Origin of the sequence: Streptomyces purpureus (assembly GCF_014648195.1) — a bacterium.
GTDB lineage: Bacteria > Actinomycetota > Actinomycetes > Streptomycetales > Streptomycetaceae > Streptomyces > Streptomyces purpureus.
This window is the reverse complement of sequence record NZ_BMQQ01000018.1, coordinates 60200-76910: the sequence shown is the minus strand read 5'-3', so window position 1 is coordinate 76910 and position 16711 is coordinate 60200. Positions and strand designations below refer to the sequence as shown.

Annotated in this window: 14 protein-coding genes and 4 pseudogenes; 13 read left to right on the top strand and 5 right to left on the bottom strand. The window is 74.2% G+C overall.

Annotated elements, in window-relative coordinates; translation table 11 throughout:
- The first annotated feature begins 92 nt into the window (after positions 1 to 92).
- Complete coding sequence (locus tag IEZ01_RS22270; RefSeq protein ID WP_189203361.1) at positions 93 to 668, top strand: MTB12 C-terminal domain-containing protein; 576 nt, start codon at positions 93 to 95, stop codon at positions 666 to 668.
- A 5-nt stretch (positions 669 to 673) separates the two neighbouring features.
- On the opposite strand, the gene IEZ01_RS22265 is transcribed toward IEZ01_RS22270, so the two are convergent.
- Positions 674 to 1612 (bottom strand): LysR family transcriptional regulator, encoded by a 939-nt coding sequence (locus tag IEZ01_RS22265; protein ID WP_019891581.1) that lies wholly within the window; start codon positions 1610 to 1612, stop codon positions 674 to 676.
- Between the two features lie 184 nt (positions 1613 to 1796).
- Here IEZ01_RS22265 and IEZ01_RS22260 point away from each other — a divergent pair, with 184 nt between their 5' ends.
- On the top strand, positions 1797 to 2360 hold the full coding sequence (locus tag IEZ01_RS22260; protein ID WP_028798293.1) for a DUF6817 domain-containing protein: 564 nt from the start codon (positions 1797 to 1799) through the stop codon (positions 2358 to 2360).
- Here IEZ01_RS22260 and IEZ01_RS22255 read toward each other — a convergent pair.
- Both IEZ01_RS22255 and IEZ01_RS35710 read right to left on the bottom strand, forming a co-directional pair.
- Positions 2335 to 3029, bottom strand: a pseudogene (locus IEZ01_RS22255) (FAD-dependent monooxygenase); the annotation flags it as partial. The gene IEZ01_RS22260 and the pseudogene IEZ01_RS22255 sit on opposite strands and share 26 nt — an antisense overlap.
- 161 nt (positions 3030 to 3190) lie before the next feature.
- A pseudogene (locus IEZ01_RS35710) lies at positions 3191 to 3591 on the bottom strand (VOC family protein); the annotation flags it as partial.
- Here IEZ01_RS35710 and IEZ01_RS35115 point away from each other — a divergent pair.
- A pseudogene (locus tag IEZ01_RS35115) lies at positions 3586 to 3810 on the top strand (TetR/AcrR family transcriptional regulator); the annotation flags it as partial. The pseudogenes IEZ01_RS35710 and IEZ01_RS35115 overlap by 6 nt on opposite strands.
- Positions 3811 to 3932: 122 nt before the next feature.
- On the opposite strand, the gene IEZ01_RS22245 reads toward IEZ01_RS35115, so the two are convergent.
- Both IEZ01_RS22245 and IEZ01_RS22240 read right to left on the bottom strand, forming a co-directional pair.
- The gene (locus IEZ01_RS22245; protein WP_019891578.1) at positions 3933 to 4145 is read right to left on the bottom strand and encodes a CsbD family protein; all 213 of its coding nucleotides are present in this window, start codon (positions 4143 to 4145) and stop codon (positions 3933 to 3935) included.
- A 96-nt stretch (positions 4146 to 4241) separates the two neighbouring features.
- Positions 4242 to 5255: a DNA topoisomerase IB gene (locus tag IEZ01_RS22240; protein WP_019891577.1), complete on the bottom strand. Its 1014-nt coding sequence runs from the start codon at positions 5253 to 5255 to the stop codon at positions 4242 to 4244.
- A gap of 302 nt (positions 5256 to 5557) precedes the next feature.
- Between IEZ01_RS22240 and IEZ01_RS22235 the strand changes: the two genes are divergently transcribed.
- The 10 genes and pseudogenes from IEZ01_RS22235 to IEZ01_RS22190 form a co-directional block, all read left to right on the top strand.
- Positions 5558 to 6520: a UDP-glucuronic acid decarboxylase family protein gene (locus IEZ01_RS22235; protein ID WP_189203359.1), complete on the top strand. Its 963-nt coding sequence runs from the start codon at positions 5558 to 5560 to the stop codon at positions 6518 to 6520.
- Between the two features lie 66 nt (positions 6521 to 6586).
- On the top strand, positions 6587 to 8254 hold the full coding sequence (locus tag IEZ01_RS22230) for a carbamoyltransferase family protein (RefSeq protein ID WP_189203357.1): 1668 nt from the start codon (positions 6587 to 6589) through the stop codon (positions 8252 to 8254).
- A complete protein-coding gene (locus IEZ01_RS22225; protein ID WP_019891574.1) occupies positions 8251 to 9318 on the top strand; it encodes a glycosyltransferase family 2 protein in 1068 nt (355 codons plus the stop codon). Before IEZ01_RS22230 ends, IEZ01_RS22225 begins: the two co-directional genes overlap by 4 nt.
- A complete protein-coding gene (locus IEZ01_RS22220; protein ID WP_189203355.1) occupies positions 9315 to 10064 on the top strand; it encodes a D-glycero-alpha-D-manno-heptose-1,7-bisphosphate 7-phosphatase in 750 nt (249 codons plus the stop codon). The genes IEZ01_RS22225 and IEZ01_RS22220 overlap by 4 nt, the downstream gene beginning before the upstream one ends.
- Entirely contained in the window at positions 10061 to 11212 is a 1152-nt protein-coding gene (locus IEZ01_RS22215; RefSeq protein WP_189203353.1) for a glycosyltransferase family 9 protein, read from the top strand. Before IEZ01_RS22220 ends, IEZ01_RS22215 begins: the two co-directional genes overlap by 4 nt.
- Positions 11209 to 12174, top strand: coding sequence for a glycosyltransferase (locus IEZ01_RS22210; protein WP_019891570.1), 966 nt, complete (start codon positions 11209 to 11211; stop codon positions 12172 to 12174). Before IEZ01_RS22215 ends, IEZ01_RS22210 begins: the two co-directional genes overlap by 4 nt.
- A complete protein-coding gene (locus IEZ01_RS22205; RefSeq protein WP_189203351.1) occupies positions 12171 to 13415 on the top strand; it encodes a glycosyltransferase in 1245 nt (414 codons plus the stop codon). The genes IEZ01_RS22210 and IEZ01_RS22205 overlap by 4 nt, the downstream gene beginning before the upstream one ends.
- Positions 13416 to 13573: 158 nt before the next feature.
- A complete protein-coding gene (locus tag IEZ01_RS22200) occupies positions 13574 to 14224 on the top strand; it encodes a D-sedoheptulose-7-phosphate isomerase (RefSeq protein ID WP_189203349.1) in 651 nt (216 codons plus the stop codon).
- A complete protein-coding gene (rfaE2, locus tag IEZ01_RS22195; RefSeq protein WP_189203347.1) occupies positions 14221 to 15612 on the top strand; it encodes a D-glycero-beta-D-manno-heptose 1-phosphate adenylyltransferase in 1392 nt (463 codons plus the stop codon). Before IEZ01_RS22200 ends, rfaE2 begins: the two co-directional genes overlap by 4 nt.
- Position 15613: 1 nt before the next feature.
- Positions 15614 to 16651 (top strand): annotated as a pseudogene (locus IEZ01_RS22190) (glycosyltransferase family 9 protein); the annotation flags it as partial.
- Positions 16652 to 16711: the final 60 nt, after the last annotated feature.

Genomic DNA, 16711 nt, shown 5'->3' with positions numbered 1-16711 from the left:
CGTCACCAAGCCGGGCCTCGACGAGTTGTACGCGTGTTGTACGCGCGCGACGAGCGCGCGGTGTACGGAACCGGGACGACGAGGTGGTGGCGATGAGTTCAGCGGGACGACGCTTCCTGGGGGCGGCCCTGACGGTCGCCGGGCTGCTCCTCACGGCGGCCTGCGGCAGCGACGAAGCCGGTGCGCCGCATCCGCGGCCGACGGCCGGCAGCCCCTCGACCAGCCCTCCACCCGAGCACCGGACGGCCACGCCCACGATTCCCGCGCCTCCCCCGCCCACCCCGACCGCTCCACAGGATCCGGTCGCGGCGGAGAAGGACATCAACGCCGGCTGGGAGCGCTTCTTCAGCCCGGACGCCTCTGTAGAGGAGCGGGCGGGCTTCGTCGAGGACGGCAACCAGTACGCCCTGATGATCGAGGCGCTCGCCACGGACCCGGAGTCGAGTCTTCTGCGGGCGCACGTCGACGCCGTGACGTTCTCCTCCGACCTGCGGGCCACGGTCCACTACACCCTCTACTCCGACGGTCAGAGGGTCGGCCCGGACGAGCCCGGCATCGCGGTACTGCAGGACGGCACATGGAAGATCTCGTTCGCCACGCTGTGCTCCCTCACCCCGTACGGCCAGGACGTGCCCCCGGCCGGCACCTGCCCGGCCGTGGAGGAGTGAGCGGATCACGCACGAGGCGACGGGCTTGTGGCGATCGGTTTCTTCGCACAGCTGCGGGCCACCGTGTCGGCGAAGGCCCGGGCCAGGGGCGGCAGGGCGTCCCAGCGGCGTACGGCCCAGCCGACGGAGACCGGTGGGAGGGAGGGGATGGGGATCAGCCGCAGCGGGCCGTCGCCGGACGCTGACGCTGTCGGCTGGGCGGGGACGGAAGGGACGGCCGGCACGACGGCGTGGCCGAGGCCGAGTTCGGCGAGCAGCAGGGCCGTGTCCCAGTCCGCGACGCTTGTGTCGGAGCCGGTCCGGATGCCCAACTCCGCGAAGGAGGCCTCCAGATGGGCGCCGGATGTCGAGTTCGGCGGGAGTCGTACGAGGCGGAGACCGGCGAGGTCGGAGGCGTCGATGTGCGGTCGGGTGGCGAGCGGGTCGTCGGCCCGGGTGGCGAGCGCCCAGGGGAGGTCGAGGACAGGCCGCTGCTCGATGCCCCGGACGGGTCCGCCCATGGTGATCCAGGCGAGGTCAAGATTGCCGGCGAGGAGGACGTCGAAGCAGCGGCGGCTTGAGGTCTCGGTCTGGAACTCCAGGTTCACCTTGGGGTGACGCCGGCGGAAGTCGACGATCGCTTCGGCCATGAAGTGCCGTACGGTCGTGCCGCCCGTCCTGACCCGTACGGAGCCGCTCTCTCCGTTCGCCAGGTCGCCGAGGCGACGCAGTGCGAGGTCGAGCCCGGCGATGCCGTCGGCCGCGGCGTCGCACAGGATGCGCCCGGCGTCCGTGGGCACGACGCCCCGGGGCTGACGCTCCAACAGGCTCATGCCGGTTTCGCGTTCCAACCGCTTCACATGCTGGCTGACCGCCGACTGAGTGCACGACAGGTCCCGGGCCACGGCGCTGAGGCTCCCGGCGCGGCAGACAGCCACGAACACACGCAGGTCGTCCAAGGTCATGGAAACCCAAGCTACACCTTGGGGAACGGGAGTAAACCCAAGGATTGACTGGAGAGTCGCCCGGGCGAAAAATTGTTGTTGGGCCCAGGCGGCAACCCGTCCGGCGCCTTCCCGCGGATCCGGACCGCGCGAAGGCGCCGGACGGGTGCCGACCACCCGTCAGAAGACAGACCAGGGAGCTTGAATGCCTACTCCCCCGGCTGCGGCCGACCGGGCCGTGGCCCTCCTGCGCGAGTGCGGCGCCGACGGCGTCGCCCATCCCGGCGGCTCGCTCCTTGCCCATCTCCAGCGGGTGCACGCCCAGCTCGCCACCTGGAAGGCCCGCCCGGCCCTCCAACTCGCCGGGCTGTGCCACGCGTTCTACGGCACCGACGGTTTTCCCACGGCCCTGCTGCCGCTGGACCGCCGTTCAGACCTGGCGCGGGTGATCGGCAAGGAGGCCGAGGGCATCGTGTACCTGTACGCCGCGTGCGACCGTAAGGCCACCTATCCGGCTCTCGGCCGGGCCGGCGCCCCCTTCCACGACCGGTTCACCGGCCGCGGCTACGCGCCTGAGCCACAACTGCGGCGCGACTTCGCGGAGTTGTCCGCAGCCAACGAGCTGGACCTCGCCCGTATCGACCCCGCGTTCCGGGCGAAGTGGGGCGAGGAGCTGCTCGCCCTGTTCACCCGTCTCCGCGGCCTGCTGAGCGCCCCCGCCTGGTCCGACTGCCGTACGGTGCTCACCGGCTCCCCGGCCGAAGAGTAGGTGCGGGCCGGCGGGTCGTGCACAGCAGGGGCGCCCAGGCGGCGGATCCGGTGAAGTCGGTGCCGCCCGCCGGGACGACGTCCAGGACGACGCGGTCCGGGCGCAGCAGAGCCGCGTCCGCGCCGCCGGTGCGCAGCCAGTGTGCGAGGGTGCCGTCGTCGCCGGCCTCCGACACCTGGAGGGTGCGGGCACCGAGTCCCTCGGTGAGGGCGCGCAGCGCGGGCGTGAGCGGCGCCGCGGTGAGGACGGCGAGCGAGTCGCCGAGGACGTCGTCGAGGCGGACCCGTCTGCCGTCGAGGGTCACCCAGGGTTGGGGGCAGTGGCTGCCCGCCAGGCCCCGCGGGGGAAGGCGGGGCGTCGTACGAGCGGTCCTGGGGGCAGGGCCCGGCCGAGGTCCTGCCCGGCCGCCGCGGTCACGCCGGGGATGCGGCAGGCCGCCGCCACCACCAGGGTCCTGCGCAGTGCGGCCGCGCGGTCCTGGCCGCCGGTCATGGCCCATCCGGTGGCGACCGCGAGACGGATCAGCCGGCGGGCGTGGGGTTTGCGTTCGCGCTGGTAGGTGTCGAGGATCCGTTCGTCGGCCCCTTCGGTCAGGACTCGGGCGAGTTTCCAGGTGAGGTCGAAGGCATCGCGCAGGCCGGCGCACAGCCCCTGGCCGACGAAGGGCGGGGCCGGTGAGGGCGTGCCCGCCTCGGTGGAGGTGACGGCGTCCTGGATCGCGTCGCGGTCGGCGATCAGCTCGGCGGTGGTGAGTGCCTTGCTGCCGATATGTACGGCACGTTCGCCGCGCACCGCCCACCAGCCGTCTTCGGTGCGCAGGATGTTGATGCTCATTGGGTCATCGCTTTCATCAGGCCCAGGAGGCGGGCCGGGTCGAGTTCGTTGTCGCCGCGCAGCGCCGCCAGGACCTCGCGGAGCCGGGCGGGCGAGGGGCGGCGCCGAGGAAGTCGCGGGTGACCGGCGGGCCCCACTGGGCGAGCCCGCTCGCCGACATCGGGGCCCAGCCGGGCTCGATGTCGCAGGAGAACCGGTCGCCGTCGGCGAAGTGCTCCAGCATGAAGTGGTCGGCGTCGCGCCAGTAGTCGAAGAGCTGGCTGCCCTGGATGTGCCGGCCGATGCCCCAGCTGCGCCGGTATCCGCGCTCGGCCAGGTACTCGCCGCCGGCGGCGAGCGCGTCAAGGTCGGTGACCTGGTAGGCGGAGTGGACGTAGCCGGTGCCGGGGCCGAGGTGTGCGTATCCTCCGGCCGCTTCTCCCCCGTCGATCCGACCGTCGCCCTGTCCGCCCTGGGCGGCACCCTGCTGTCCCTGGTGGAGCTGCGGTTCACGCGCCCAGACCTCGACGGTGACGAGGCTGCCGCCGACCTGGCCGAGATGGTGCTGCGCATGCTGGGTCTCGCGCCGGACGACGCCCGCGAGGTGGCCCGGCGCCCGCTGCCCGGCCTCGACTGACGAGCCCTGTACAGACGGACGGAGGCCGACGAGGCCGACGAGGCCGACGACCAGGCACATGGACGGGCCTGGGCGGCTTTCCGCCCAGGCCCGTCCATGTGTGTATGTGCGGCGCCAAGCCGTCACTTGTGCCGGCGGATCTTCCCCTTGGTCTCCTCCGCCGCGCCCTTCACGGCGTCTTCGACCTCTCCGGCAGCCTGCTTGGCCTTGCCGGCCGCCTGGTCGCCGGCGCCTTTGACGCGCAGATCGTCCTTGCCCGTCATACGGCCGGTCTTCTCCTTGGCCTTGCCCATCGTTTCCTGGGCCTTGCCGCGAATCTTCTTGCCCTCAGCCACGCGGATCAGCTCCTCGACCCGGTTGATTTCCCATACTTCATGCGGGTACCTCCGAAAAGGCCCCGCAAACGTCTGCGACAGGGCTTGGGGACCGGCTCAGCGCAGCAGGTCGAGGACCGCCTTCTCCACCGGCCCTTGAGTGGCGAGCACCCCGGGGCGCGGGGAGACGCCGAGGTCCCCCAGCGATCCGGCGATGGTCACGCCGTCCTCGTAGAGCTCGAAGAGTCTCGGGTTGATGTAGGAGGAGCGGCACACCGAAGGCGTATTGCCCAGATAGTCGGCGACCTCCCGCACGGCCCGGACGACCGCGCGCTTGCGTACCGCGTTCGACGCGTCGGCGACCGGTACGGACACCGCCAGGGCGACGGCCGCCAGCACCGTCGCATGCCAGGTACGGAAGTCCTTGCTCGTGATGTCGTGCCCCGACAGCCGGCGCAGGTGGGCGTTGATGTCCGCGCCGGTCACCTCGTGCCAGGCGCGCCCCTCCCAGTACTCGAAGAGGCGCTCGCCGCCCTGCCGCCGTCTCAGCAGCGCGCGGGTCACCGCGAAGGCCTGTTCGTCGACCAGTTCCCGGCAGTACTTCCGGCCGCTCTTGGCCGGGTAGTCGAAGCCGATCTCACCGCCCCGGCAGGTCACTTGGTCACGCAGGACCGTGGTCAGGCCGTACGACTCGTTGGCCTTCGTGTACTGCTCGTCGCCGATACGGAAGAAGCCGAGGTCGAGGAGGCGGACGGCCAGCGACAGGACCCGCTCCCTGGTCAGGCCGCGCGCGCCGAGGTCGTGGGCGACCCGCGACCTGAGCCGCGGGAGCGCGGTGGCCACCAGCAGGACGTGCTCGTGCTTGGCCTCCTCCTGCTGTTCACGGAAGCGGGGGTGGTACAGGTACTGGCGCCGACCGGCGGCGTCAGTGCCGATGGCCTGGATGTGGCCGTTCGGCCAGGGGCAGATCCAGACGTCTTCCCAGGCGGGAGGGATGACCAGGCCGCGGATCCGCCGACGCGCCTCGTCGTCCTGAAGGGGGCGTCCCGCCTGGTCGACGTACCGGAATCCGCGTCCGTGTCTGCGGCGTCCGAAACCGGGCCTCGTCGGATCGCTGGTGCGCAGGCGCATCGTGCTCCGTCCTCCGCTCCGGGCGCCCGCCGACGGCGGGCGCTCACACCTCGCGTCTCCCCCGCCTCGCACCGCTCACACCCGGCCTCGCGGCACCGGCGGTGGCCCGGCGGCAGGGCGAGGGTCACGCGGAGTCTGTCACCCGATCGCCGCACACCACCGCGCCCCGAGAGCCCTGCCGGGAGAGCCTGGGCGGAGTGCCGGACGGCATGGCGCCACTCGGCGGGCCGTGGGCGCGGACCGCGCGGCCGGGACGCATGCCGGCAGGCATCCGGCCGGCTGCCCATCTCAGGGAGAGGGACATGAACAACACTTTCTCGCGCGTCTGGGAACACGCTGTGGTCACGGGTGGTGCGGGTTTCGTCGGTTCCCACCTGTGCTCGGCGCTCCTGGATGCGGGTACGGACGTCACCTGTGTCGACGACCTCAGCACCGGCCGCCCGGAGAACATGTCCGAGTTCCGCGACCGGCCCGGCTTCACCTTCATACGTGCCAACGTCGCCGAGCCCATACCCGTCGACCGGCAGCCGGACCTCGTCCTGCACTTCGCCTCCCCCGCCTCCCCCGCGGACTACCTGCGCCTGCCGCTGCACACGCTGGAGGCCGGCAGTCTCGGCACCCGCAACGCGCTCACCCTCGCCCGCGGCGCCGGCGCCCGGTTCGTGCTCGCCTCGACCTCCGAGGTGTACGGCGACCCGCAGCAGCACCCGCAGAACGAGCGGTACTGGGGCAATGTGAACCCGGTCGGTCCGCGCAGCGTCTACGACGAGGCGAAGCGCTTCGGTGAGGCGTTCACCACCGCCGAGGCGGATCACCACGGTGTCGACACGGCCATCGTGCGGCTGTTCAACACGTACGGGCCGCGTATGCGCGGCTACGACGGGCGCGCGGTGCCGACCTTCGTACGGCAGGCGCTCGCGGGCGAGCCGCTCACCGTCACCGGTGACGGGCTGCAGACCCGGTCCCTGTGCTACGTCGACGACACCGTGCGCGGGATCCTCGCCGTGGCGGCGCACGGGATGCGCGGCCCGGTCAACATCGGCAACCCCACCGAGATCACGATGCTGGAGCTGGCGCAGTTCGTCATCGACCTCACCGGCTCCCGGTCCGAGATCCGCTTCATCGAACGGCCGACGGACGACCCGGCGGTGCGCTGCCCGGACATCACCCTGGCCCGGGACAAGCTCCAGTGGGATCCCGTGGTGCCCGCCGAAGAGGGCCTGCGGCGCACCATCGAATGGTTCCGCGCCCACAGGGACAGCTGAGCGGTTCGGCCCCCGTCCTGACTCCGCAGCCGGCTTCGACCGCTTCGCCGAAAGGCCTGGACTCCCATGCGCATTCTCGGAATCAACGCCCTGTTCCACGATCCCGCCGCGGCTCTCGTGATCGACGGCCGCACCGTCGCGGCCGCCGAGGAGGAGAGGTTCTCGCGGCGCAAGCACGGCAAACGGCCGGTGCCCTTCTCCGCCTGGGAGCTTCCCGAGCAGGCCGCCGCCTGGTGTCTGAAGCGGGCGGGGCTGCGTCCGCAGGACCTCGACGCCGTGGCGTACTCCTTCGACCCCTCGCTCGCCCGGCCCGCCGACTCCATGGGGCTCGACGACCCCTGGGACCATCTGCGGCTCGCGTACGCCCGCGAGGCGCCCGGATTCCTGGGCACCGCGCTGCCCGGGCTCGATCCGGGCCTCGTACGGTTCGTGCCGCACCACATGGCGCACGCCGCTTCGAGTGCGTTCGCGGCGCCCGGCGCGGAGGACTCGTCGGTGCTGGTGCTCGACGGCCGCGGGGAGCGTGCCTCGCATCTGGCGGCGCACCGCACCGGTGACCGGCTGGAGGCGCTGCACGCGCAGGAGCTGCCGCACTCGCTCGGCCTGGTCTACGAGGAGCTCACCGAGCACCTCGGATTCCTGCGCTCCTCCGACGAGTTCAAGGTGATGGCGCTGGCCTCGCACGGCCGTCCCCGTATGCTGCCGGAGCTGCGGCGCCATGTGTATGCGACGGGCGACGGCGGATTCCACGCCACGGCCGTGCCCTGGCACGAGCTGTGTCCGCCGCGCGGCCCGGACGAGCCCTGGACGCAGGATCACGCGGACGCCGCGGCCAGCGCCCAGGCGGCCCTGGAGGAGACGCTGCTGGACCTGGTGCGCTGGTTGCACGGGAAGACCCATGACAGCGTGCTCACCCTTGCCGGGGGTGTCGCGCTCAACTGCGTCGCCAACTCCCGTATCGCCCGCGAGGGTCCCTTCTCCCGGGTGTGGGTGCAGCCCGCGGCCGGTGACGCCGGTACGGCCCTGGGCGGCGCCCTGCTCCTCGCGGTCGGTGCCGGTCACGAGCCGGAGCCGATGGCGGGGGCGGATCTCGGCCGGGACTGGTCGGACGCGGAGCTCGGGGCCTGGCTGAAGACGGCGGCCGTGCCGTTCGAACGGCCGGCGGACATCTCGGCGACCGTGGCGCAGGCGCTGGCCGACAACGCCATCGTGGCCTGGTTCCAGGGGCGTTCGGAGTACGGGCCGCGCGCGCTGGGGCACCGCTCGCTGCTGGCCCATCCCGGCCACGCGGGCAATCTGGAACGGCTCAACGACGTCAAGGGCCGCGAGCAGTTCCGCCCTGTCGCCCCCATGGTGCTCGCCGACCGCGCGCCCGCGATCTTCGACGGTCCGATGCCCAGCCCGTACATGCTCTTCGTCCACGACGTGGTGGACGAGTGGCGCGAGCGGATCCCGGCCGTGGTGCACGTCGACGGCACGGCACGGATCCAGACGGTCGACCCGGAGCGTGAACCGCTGGTGGCCCGGATGCTCACGGAGTTCGAGAAGCTGACCGGCCTGCCCGTCGTGGTCAACACCAGTCTCAACACGGCCGGCCGGCCCATGGTGGACGATCCGCGCGACGCTCTGGAGTGCTTCGGCTCGTCCCCCGTCGACCTCCTGGCGATCGGCCCGTACGCCATCCGGCGCGGCGCGTTCTTCCGCTCGGCCGCGGGGAAAGGGGCGGGGCGATGACCAAGGCCGCGCAGCAGACGGCGCCCGCGTACGCCGTCGTGATTCCGACGCTGGGGCGGCCCAGCCTTCAGGTGTGCCTCCGGGCGCTGGCTTCGGCCCGCGGTCCGAAGCCGGTGCAGCTGGTGCTCGTCGACGACCGTCCCCAAACCTGCAATCCGGCGCTGTCCGTCGACTCGATCCCGCCGGTGCTGCGGCAGGTGACCACGGTCGTGGCGGGCGGCGCCCGTGGTCCCGCCGCGGCACGCAACACCGGCTGGCGCGCCGCCGATCCGGTGCCGTGGATCGTCTTCCTCGACGACGACGTGATCCCGGGCCCTTCCTGGGGCGAGGACCTGGAGCGTGACCTCTCTCGCGCGTCGTACCTGACGGCGGGAGTCACCGCCCGGATCACCGTGCCGCTCCCCGCCGACCGCGCGCCGACCGACTGGGAGCGCAACACCTCCGGGCTCGCCACCGCCCGGTGGATCACCGCCGACATGGCCTACCGCCGTGACGCGCTGCTGGCCGTGGGCGGTTTCGACGAGCGGTTCCGGCGGGCCTTCCGTGAGGACGCGGACCTCGCGCTGCGGGTGCAGGCCGCGGGCTGGTCGCTGAGCACGGGGACCCGCCGCACCACCCATCCGGTCCGTCCGGCGGACCGCTGGATCTCCGTGCGGCTCCAGGCGGGCAACTCCGACGACGTGCTGATGAACCGGCTGCACGGCCGAGACTGGTGGGGGCGGGCCGCCGCACCCCGCGGGCGGCTGCCCGGGCACCTGGCGGTGACCGGCGCGGCGTTGGCGTCGGTCTCCTGCGCGGTCCTCGGCCGGCGGACCGCCGCGACGGCGTGCGCCGCCGGATGGGCCGCCGGTACGGCGGAGTTCGCCGCCGCCCGGATCAGGCCGGGCCCGCGGACCCGCGACGAGATCGTCACGATGCTGCTCACCAGTGTGCTCATCCCGCCGACGGCGACCTGGCACTGGCTGCGCGGGTACGTACGGCACCGGCGGACGCCGCCCTGGGCCGCGCCGGGAACGGCGCCGCGCGCTCCACGGACCCAGGTCCGGGACCGGGTGGGGCCATGAACGGCCACGGCGCGGACCCGCTCCGCGCGGCGGAGGCCCGCGCCGGTGCGCCGCCGGCCCCGTGGCCGCTGGACAGTCCGCCGCTCCCGGACCGGCGTGGTGCGCCGCCCGCTCCCTGGCTGCTGGACGGCCCGCCACCGCGAGGCCGCCGTACGCCGCAGGGGCCTCCGCGACTGCGCGACCGCTTCCTCCCGGACGCCGTCCTCTTCGACCGCGACGGCACACTCGTGGCCGACGTGCCCTACAACGGGGATCCGTCACGGGTCGTGCCGATGCCGTCGGCGCGGGCCGCGGTCGCCGCCGTGCGCGCCGCCGGGATACCGACGGGCGTGGTGAGCAATCAGTCGGGCGTGGCCCGCGGGCTGCTGACCCGCTGGCAGGTGGAGGCGGTACGGCGGCGGGTGGACGAGCTCTTCGGGCCGTTCGCGGTGTGGGCGGTGTGCCCGCACGGGCCCGATGACGGCTGCGGCTGCCGCAAGCCCGCGCCGGGTCTTGTGCTCGCCGCCTGCGAACGGCTCGGGGTGCCTGCCGCGCGGACCGTGGTCATCGGGGACATCGGCACGGACGTCGCTGCCGCGCACGCCGCGGGGGCGCGCGGGGTACTCGTACCGACGCCGGTCACCCGGCCGCAGGAGATCGGGGCCGCCGGTGAGACGGCGCCCACCCTCATCGACGCCGTCCGGCTGCTCCTGGGCAGCGAGGACCGGGCTGTGACGCGACAACAGCGGTCGGGGGATTCGCGATGACCGGCCCCCGCACCCTCGTGGTGCGCCTGGACAGCGCCGGCGACGTCCTTCTCGCCGGGCCCGCGGTTCGGGCGGTGGCGGCGGGCTCCTCGTACACCGCGCTGCTGTGCGGGCCCCAGGGCGCCCCGGCGGCCCGGCTCCTGCCGGGCGTGGACGAGGTGCTGGTCTTTGAGGCGCCCTGGGTGGGGCTGCGGCCGGTACCCGTGTCGCGGGAGGAGACGGACACACTGCTGCGGACGGTGGCCGACAGGCGTTTCGACCGCGCCCTGATCCTGGTCTCGTACCACCAGAGTCCGCTGCCCGTCGCCCTGCTGCTGAAGCTCTCCGGCGTCGGCTGGATCGCCGCCGACAGCGAGGACTATCCCGGCGCGCTGCTCGACCTGCGCCACCACCGGGATCCGCACGGTCACGAGGCGCGGGCCGCCCTGGACCTGGCCCGGGACGCCGGCTTCCGCCTGCCGCCCGGCGACGACGGCGCGCTGCGGGTGCTCGCTCCGCCCGACGTCGGGCAGCTGACCGGGCCCGGACCGTATGTGGTGTTCCACCCCGGCGCGGCCGTACCGGCGCGTGCGTGGAGCGCGGCCCGGGCTGCGCGCGTGGCGGCCGCGCTGTCCGCGGCAGGGCACCGGGTGGTGGTGACCGGCGCCGCGGCGGAGAAGGAGCTGACCGCCGTGGTCGCCGGGGACCATGCCCTCGATCTCGGTGGTGCGACGGATCTGGCACAGCTCGCGGGCGTCCTGGCCGGGGCCCGGGTCGCGGTGGTGGGCAACACAGGTCCGGCGCATCTGGCCGCCGCCGTGGGCACGCCGGTGGTGTGCCCGTTCGCGCCGGTGGTCCCGGCCGAGCGGTGGCGGCCGTACCAGGTCCCGCATGTGCTTCTCGGGGATCAGAACGCGCCCTGCGCGGGGAGCAGGGCCCGCGACTGTCCGGTTCCTGGGCACCCCTGCCTGGACGGGGTGTCCGACGAAAAGGTGGTCAGGGCGGTGGCCGCGTGCGACGGACGAGGTACGAGCGTCAGCCCGGGCCCGTCCGGCCCTGAGGTCACGTCCGTCGCCCCGGACACGGCCGTCGGCCACGGCACGAGCGGCCTCCACGGCCCGTCCAGACCCGGGGACGCCTCCGGCACAGAGCGAGGAGCGACCGTATGAACATCCTGCTGTGGCACGTGCACGGATCCTGGACGACGGCGTTCGTCCAGGGACGGCACACCTACCTCGTTCCGGTGACGCCCGGCCGCGATCCCGACGGACTCGGGCGCGCCCGGACGTTCTCCTGGCCCGAGTCGGTCCTGGAGGCGACACCGGAGCAACTGCGCGACGCCGAGATCGACATCGTCGTCCTCCAGCGGCCGCACGAACTGGAGCTCGCCGAGCGCTGGCTCGGCGGGCGCCGCCCGGGCCGGGACATTCCCGCCGTGTACCTGGAGCACAACGCCCCGGACGGCGACGTGCCGGACACCCGTCACCCCTTCGCGGACCGCGACGACCTGACCCTGGTCCATGTCACACACTTCAACCGCCTGTTCTGGGACTGCGGATCCACGCGTACGCGCGTGATCGAGCACGGCATCGTGGACCCGGGGCATCTTTACACCGGGCATCTCCCGCGTGCGGCCGTCGTCGTCAACGAGCCCGTGCGCCGCGGCCGTTACACCGGCACGGACCTGCTGTCCGCGCTCTGCGAGACGGCGCCGCTGGATGTCTTCGGCATGCGTACGGAGGGGCTCGCGCGCCGGCTCGGCATACCGGAGGAACTGTGCCGCAGCGCCGACCTCCCTCAGCGGGACCTGCACGCCGCGCTGGCGCACCGGCGGCTCTATCTGCATCCGGTGCGCTGGACCTCCCTCGGGCTGTCCCTCCTGGAGGCCATGCACCTGGGGATGCCGGTCGTGGCGCTCGCCACGACGGAGGCCGTCGAGGCGGTCCCGGCGGGCACCGGCGTCCTGTCCACCCGGCCCGAGGTACTGGCGCGGGCGATGCGGCGCTATCTGCACGAGCCGGAAGCGGCGGCCGAGGACGGGGCGCGCGGCCGCGAGGCGGCCGTCGAACGCTACGGCCTCAAGCGCTTCCTGGACGACTGGGAAGAGCTGATCACGGAGGTGCGGTCATGACGTCCCACGACCCGGCGCCCACCGGCCCTCTGTCGATCGCGCTCGTCTCCGAGCACGCGAGTCCGCTCGCCGCCCTGGGCGGCGTCGACGCCGGAGGCCAGAACGTCCATGTCGCCCGCCTCGCCGCCGCGCTCGCCGACCGCGGCCATCACGTGACCGTCTACACCCGGCGGGACTCGCCCGGCCTGGAGCGGCGCGTGCCCCTTCAGGCCGGGGTGGAGGTGCATCACGTGCCGGCCGGGCCGCCCGAACAGCTCCCGAAGGACGAACTGCTCCCCCATATGCCGGCCTTCGCCCGCTACCTGGAGCAGGAGTGGCGGGTGCGGCAGCCCGAGCTGGTGCACTCACATTTCTGGATGTCCGGACTGGCGTCGCTGGAGGCGGCCGGCTCCCTGCGGCTGCCTCTGCTGCACACGTACCACGCGCTGGGCACGGTCAAGAGGCGTCATCAGAAGGCGGCCGACACGAGCCCGCCGGTGCGCATCGGCTGTGAGACGAAGGTGGGCCTCGGCTGCGACCGGATCGTCGCCACCTGCCGGGACGAGGTCGTCGAGCTGGCCGGAATGGGCATATCCGCCGACCGGGTCAGCATCGTTCCCTGCGGTGTCGACACCCAGCAGTTCACCCCCGAGGGACCCGTCGCGGCCCGAGGGCCGTACCCGTACCGGCTGCTGCAACTGGGGCGTCTCGTCCCGCGCAAGGGAGCGGAGGTGTCCATCGCGGCCCTCGCCCGGCTGCCCGACGCCGAGCTCGTGGTGGTCGGCGGGCCCGCCCCGGAGCGGCTCGACGACGACCCGGAGGTGCGCAGGCTGCGCGGCCTCGCCCAGGACGCGGGCGTCGCGGACCGGGTCCGCCTCACCGGTGGCATACCCCGCGATCAGGTCGCGCCGCTGCTGCGCAGCGCCGATGTGGTGCTCTGCCCGGCGGACTACGAGCCGTTCGGGATCGTGCCGCTGGAGGCGATGGCCTGCGGCAGACCGGTCGTCGCCACCGCCGTGGGCGGGCAGCTGGACACCGTCGCCGATCCGGCCACGGGCAGGCTCGTGCCGCCCCGGGATCCGGAGGCGCTCGCCGGGGCGGTCGCCGAGCTGCTGGCGGACCCCGACCTGCGGCGCGCGTGCGGGGAGGCGGGCCGGCGCCGGGTCCTCGGCCGGTACGGCTGGGCCCGGGTCGCGGCCGTCACCGAAAGCCTGTACGGCGCGGTGCTCACCGAGCGCTACGCCACGACTGGAGTGAGGTGACCGGCCGGCGGTCCCCGTCCGCCGGCGCCGGTCCGAGCCGCCGGGCCGTCGGGGAGCACCCCCGGCAGGCCGGGCCGGCACACCGAGAGCACCGATGTCCCGAAGGAGGTGCGGGGCCGGCCGACTCCCCCGCGGAGGCCGAGGCCACCCCGATCACGATGAGCGAATCCCACGCACTCGACGGCGCCCACCGGCACTGCCAGTCACTGCAGGACGCACTCGGCCGCTTCCGCCGGGACGGCCTGGGCCGGATCGCCGACTGGGCCGTCCACCTCGCCGACGTCCTGCCGAGCGGCGGCCGCCTCCTGGCCGCGGGCAACGGAGGAAGCGCCGCGCAGGCGCAGCACCTGACCGCCGAGCTCGTGGGCCGGTACCGCAGGGAACGCCCGGCCTTCTCCGCCATATCGCTGCACGCGGAGACGTCCAGCGTGACCGCCATCGGCAACGACTACGGCTTCGAGCACGTGTACGCCCGCCAAGTGGCCGCCCACGGACGCCCCGGGGACGTCCTGGTCCTCATGTCGACGTCCGGGCGCAGCGCCAATCTGATCACCGCCGCGGTGGCCGGCCGGGCCGCCGGGCTGCGGGTCTGGGCGATGACCGGACCGGGTCCGAACCCGCTGGCGGAGGCCGCGGACGACGCCCTGTGCATCGACGCCGACACGACGGCGACCGTGCAGGAGGCCCATCTGGTCGCCGTCCACCTGCTCTGCGAGAGCTTCGACACCGTGATCAGCCACTCCCCGGCCCCGACAGCGGCGGCAGCCGCCCCGGCGCGGGCCGTCGCCGCCCACCGGAGCGTGTCGTGAGCGCGGGCAAGCCGGTCGTCGTGGTCGGTGACGTCCTGCTCGACCAGGACATCGAGGGCGTGGCCACCCGGCTCGCCCCGGACGCGCCGGCTCCTGTCGTCGACGTCACCGGCGACCGTCGCCATCCTGGTGGCGCGGGCCTCGCCGCCGCCCTGGCCGCGAGCGACGGACGCGAGGTCACGCTGGTCACGGCGCTCGGCGACGACCCGGCCAGCGAGGACGTACGGCGCGCGCTGCACGGCAGGGTCCGGCTCGTGGAGATACCGCTCGCCGGAACCCTGCCGGTGAAGACCCGGGTGATGGCGAGCGGGCGGCCGCTCGTGCGGATCGACCGCGGCGGTGGTACGCCCGGCGAGGCCGGCGAGGCCGTGCCCGACGCGCTGGCGCGGGCCCACGCCGTCCTCGTCGCCGACTACGGCCGGCACACGGTCCGGGCCGTACGGGACCACCTCTCGGCCGTCGCCCGCCGGACGCCGCTGGTGTGGGACCCGCATCCGCGGGGCGACACGCCCGTGCCCGGGACGAGACTGGTCACCCCGAACGCCGCGGAGGTCTGCGCCCTGAGCCCGGGCGACGGCACCTCGCTCAGGGCGTACGCCCAGCGGGGCGCGGAACTCGCCGCGCGCTGGCAGGCGGCCACGGTCGCCATCACGCTCGGCGAGCGGGGCGTACTGCTGGCCGGCGCGGGAGATGTGACACCGATGCTCGTCCCGGCCCCCTACCGCGCGGAGGGTGATCCGTGCGGGGCGGGCGACTGCTTCGCCGCGACGGCCACCGCCGCGCTCGCGGACGGCGCGCTGCCGGAGGAAGCCGTGCAGCGGGCGGTCGCCGAAGCCGCCGCCTACGTTACCGCGGGCGGCGCCGGCAACCCGGCCCTGTGGGAGAGCCCGCCCCCGCCGCGCTCCCCCCGGCCTTCGGGAACCGACCCGTTCGCCCTCGCCGAGAAGGTCAGGGCCCGCGGCGGCACGGTGGTCGCCACGGGCGGCTGCTTCGACCTGCTCCACGCGGGGCATGTGGGGCTCCTCGAAAGCGCCCGCCGCATCGGCGACTGCCTCGTCGTCTGCGTCAACTCCGACGAGTCGATCACCCGCCGCAAGGGCCCGGGGCGCCCCCTGAACGACCTGGCCGACCGCGTGCGCGTCCTCGCCGCCCTCGGCAGCGTGGACGCGGTGGCGGTCTTCGAGGAGGAGACCCCCGTGGAACTGCTGAAGCGGCTACGGCCGGACGTCTGGGTCAAGGGCGGCGACTACTCGGTCGAGGACCTGCCGGAGGCGGCCGTCCTGCGCACCTGGGGCGGCCAGGCAGTCCTGCTGCCCTACCTCGACGGCCGCTCCACCACCCTCCTGGCCCGCCGCGCGGCCCAGGCGGCCCGCCCGCCGGCCGGCTGACATGGCCGGCGGCGGCCCTGCGGACGGCGTATGGAACTCCCGTACGCGCGCGTCCGCCGCGAGAGGCGGCGGCCAGACATCCCGTACCGGCGCGGCCGCCGCGGCGGGAGGCGACGCCCGAGCGTGGCCAGAGGGCGCGGACGGCGCGAAAGGCGGCGGCGCCCGAACCGCCCGTACGCGCGCGGCCGGCGCGGCGAGGGGCGCACCGGCATCCCGTACCGGCCGGTCGGGCGCGGACGACGGCGGGCGGCGGCCGCGGGTGCTCGTGTTGCGGGCGCTGGGGCTGGGAGATCTGCTGACGGCCGTGCCCGCGCTGCGGGGGCTGCGGCGGCATCTGGGCGGGCATGACGTCGTCCTGGCCGCCCCTGAGCGGCTGGCGGGAGCGGTCGCCGCGATCGGGCTGGTCGACCGGCTCCTGCCCGCCTCCGCACCCGGGCGCTCGGTCCCCGCTTCGCTGGCGTGGGAAGGCGGGGCGCCGGACATCGCCGTGGATCTGCACGGCAGCGGACCGTCCAGCCATCTGCTGCTGGAGCGGCTGCGGCCCGGTCGGCTCTTCGCGTACGGGCACGCGGGCACTCCCGGGATCCGAGGTCCCGTGTGGCGTGCGGACGAGCACGAGCGGGACCGCTGGTGCAGGCTGCTGCGCTACTACGGCGTGCCGGCGCTCGCGGACGACCTGCTGATCGAACCTCCGGCGGCGCCCTCTCCCGCCCCCGGCGCGACCGTCGTGCACCCGGGCGCCGACGCCGCCGCCCGCCGCTGGCCCGGCGACAGGTTCGCGGCGCTGGCGAGAGCGCTCGAGGCGGCGGGCCACCGGGTCGTGGTGACCGCGGGTGCGGGCGAGGAGGCGCTGGCCCGGAGCGTGGCGGAGCACGCGGGACTGCCGCCGGAGGCCGTACTCGGCGGGCAGGACGGGCAGGGCGACATGCCGTTCGAGCAGCTGGCCGCGCTCGTCGCGCACGCCCGCTGCGTGATCGTGGGCGACACCGGCCTCGCGCATCTGGCGACGGCCTTGGGCACCCCGTCCGTGGTGCTCTTCGGGCCCGTCTCACCCAGCCTGTGGGGCCCTCCAGCGCACCCCCGCCACCGTGTGCTGTGG

Coding starts and splice junctions, on each gene's coding strand:
- IEZ01_RS22270 (WP_189203361.1), top strand. CDS start 93: ATGAGTTCAGCGGGACGACGCTTCCTGGGGGCGGCCCTGACGGTCGCC.
- IEZ01_RS22265 (WP_019891581.1), bottom strand. CDS start 1,612: ATGACCTTGGACGACCTGCGTGTGTTCGTGGCTGTCTGCCGCGCCGGG.
- IEZ01_RS22260 (WP_028798293.1), top strand. CDS start 1,797: ATGCCTACTCCCCCGGCTGCGGCCGACCGGGCCGTGGCCCTCCTGCGC.
- IEZ01_RS22240 (WP_019891577.1), bottom strand. CDS start 5,255: ATGCGCCTGCGCACCAGCGATCCGACGAGGCCCGGTTTCGGACGCCGC.
- IEZ01_RS22235 (WP_189203359.1), top strand. CDS start 5,558: ATGAACAACACTTTCTCGCGCGTCTGGGAACACGCTGTGGTCACGGGT.
- IEZ01_RS22230 (WP_189203357.1), top strand. CDS start 6,587: ATGCGCATTCTCGGAATCAACGCCCTGTTCCACGATCCCGCCGCGGCT.
- IEZ01_RS22225 (WP_019891574.1), top strand. CDS start 8,251: ATGACCAAGGCCGCGCAGCAGACGGCGCCCGCGTACGCCGTCGTGATT.
- IEZ01_RS22220 (WP_189203355.1), top strand. CDS start 9,315: ATGAACGGCCACGGCGCGGACCCGCTCCGCGCGGCGGAGGCCCGCGCC.
- IEZ01_RS22215 (WP_189203353.1), top strand. CDS start 10,061: ATGACCGGCCCCCGCACCCTCGTGGTGCGCCTGGACAGCGCCGGCGAC.
- IEZ01_RS22210 (WP_019891570.1), top strand. CDS start 11,209: ATGAACATCCTGCTGTGGCACGTGCACGGATCCTGGACGACGGCGTTC.
- IEZ01_RS22205 (WP_189203351.1), top strand. CDS start 12,171: ATGACGTCCCACGACCCGGCGCCCACCGGCCCTCTGTCGATCGCGCTC.
- IEZ01_RS22200 (WP_189203349.1), top strand. CDS start 13,574: ATGAGCGAATCCCACGCACTCGACGGCGCCCACCGGCACTGCCAGTCA.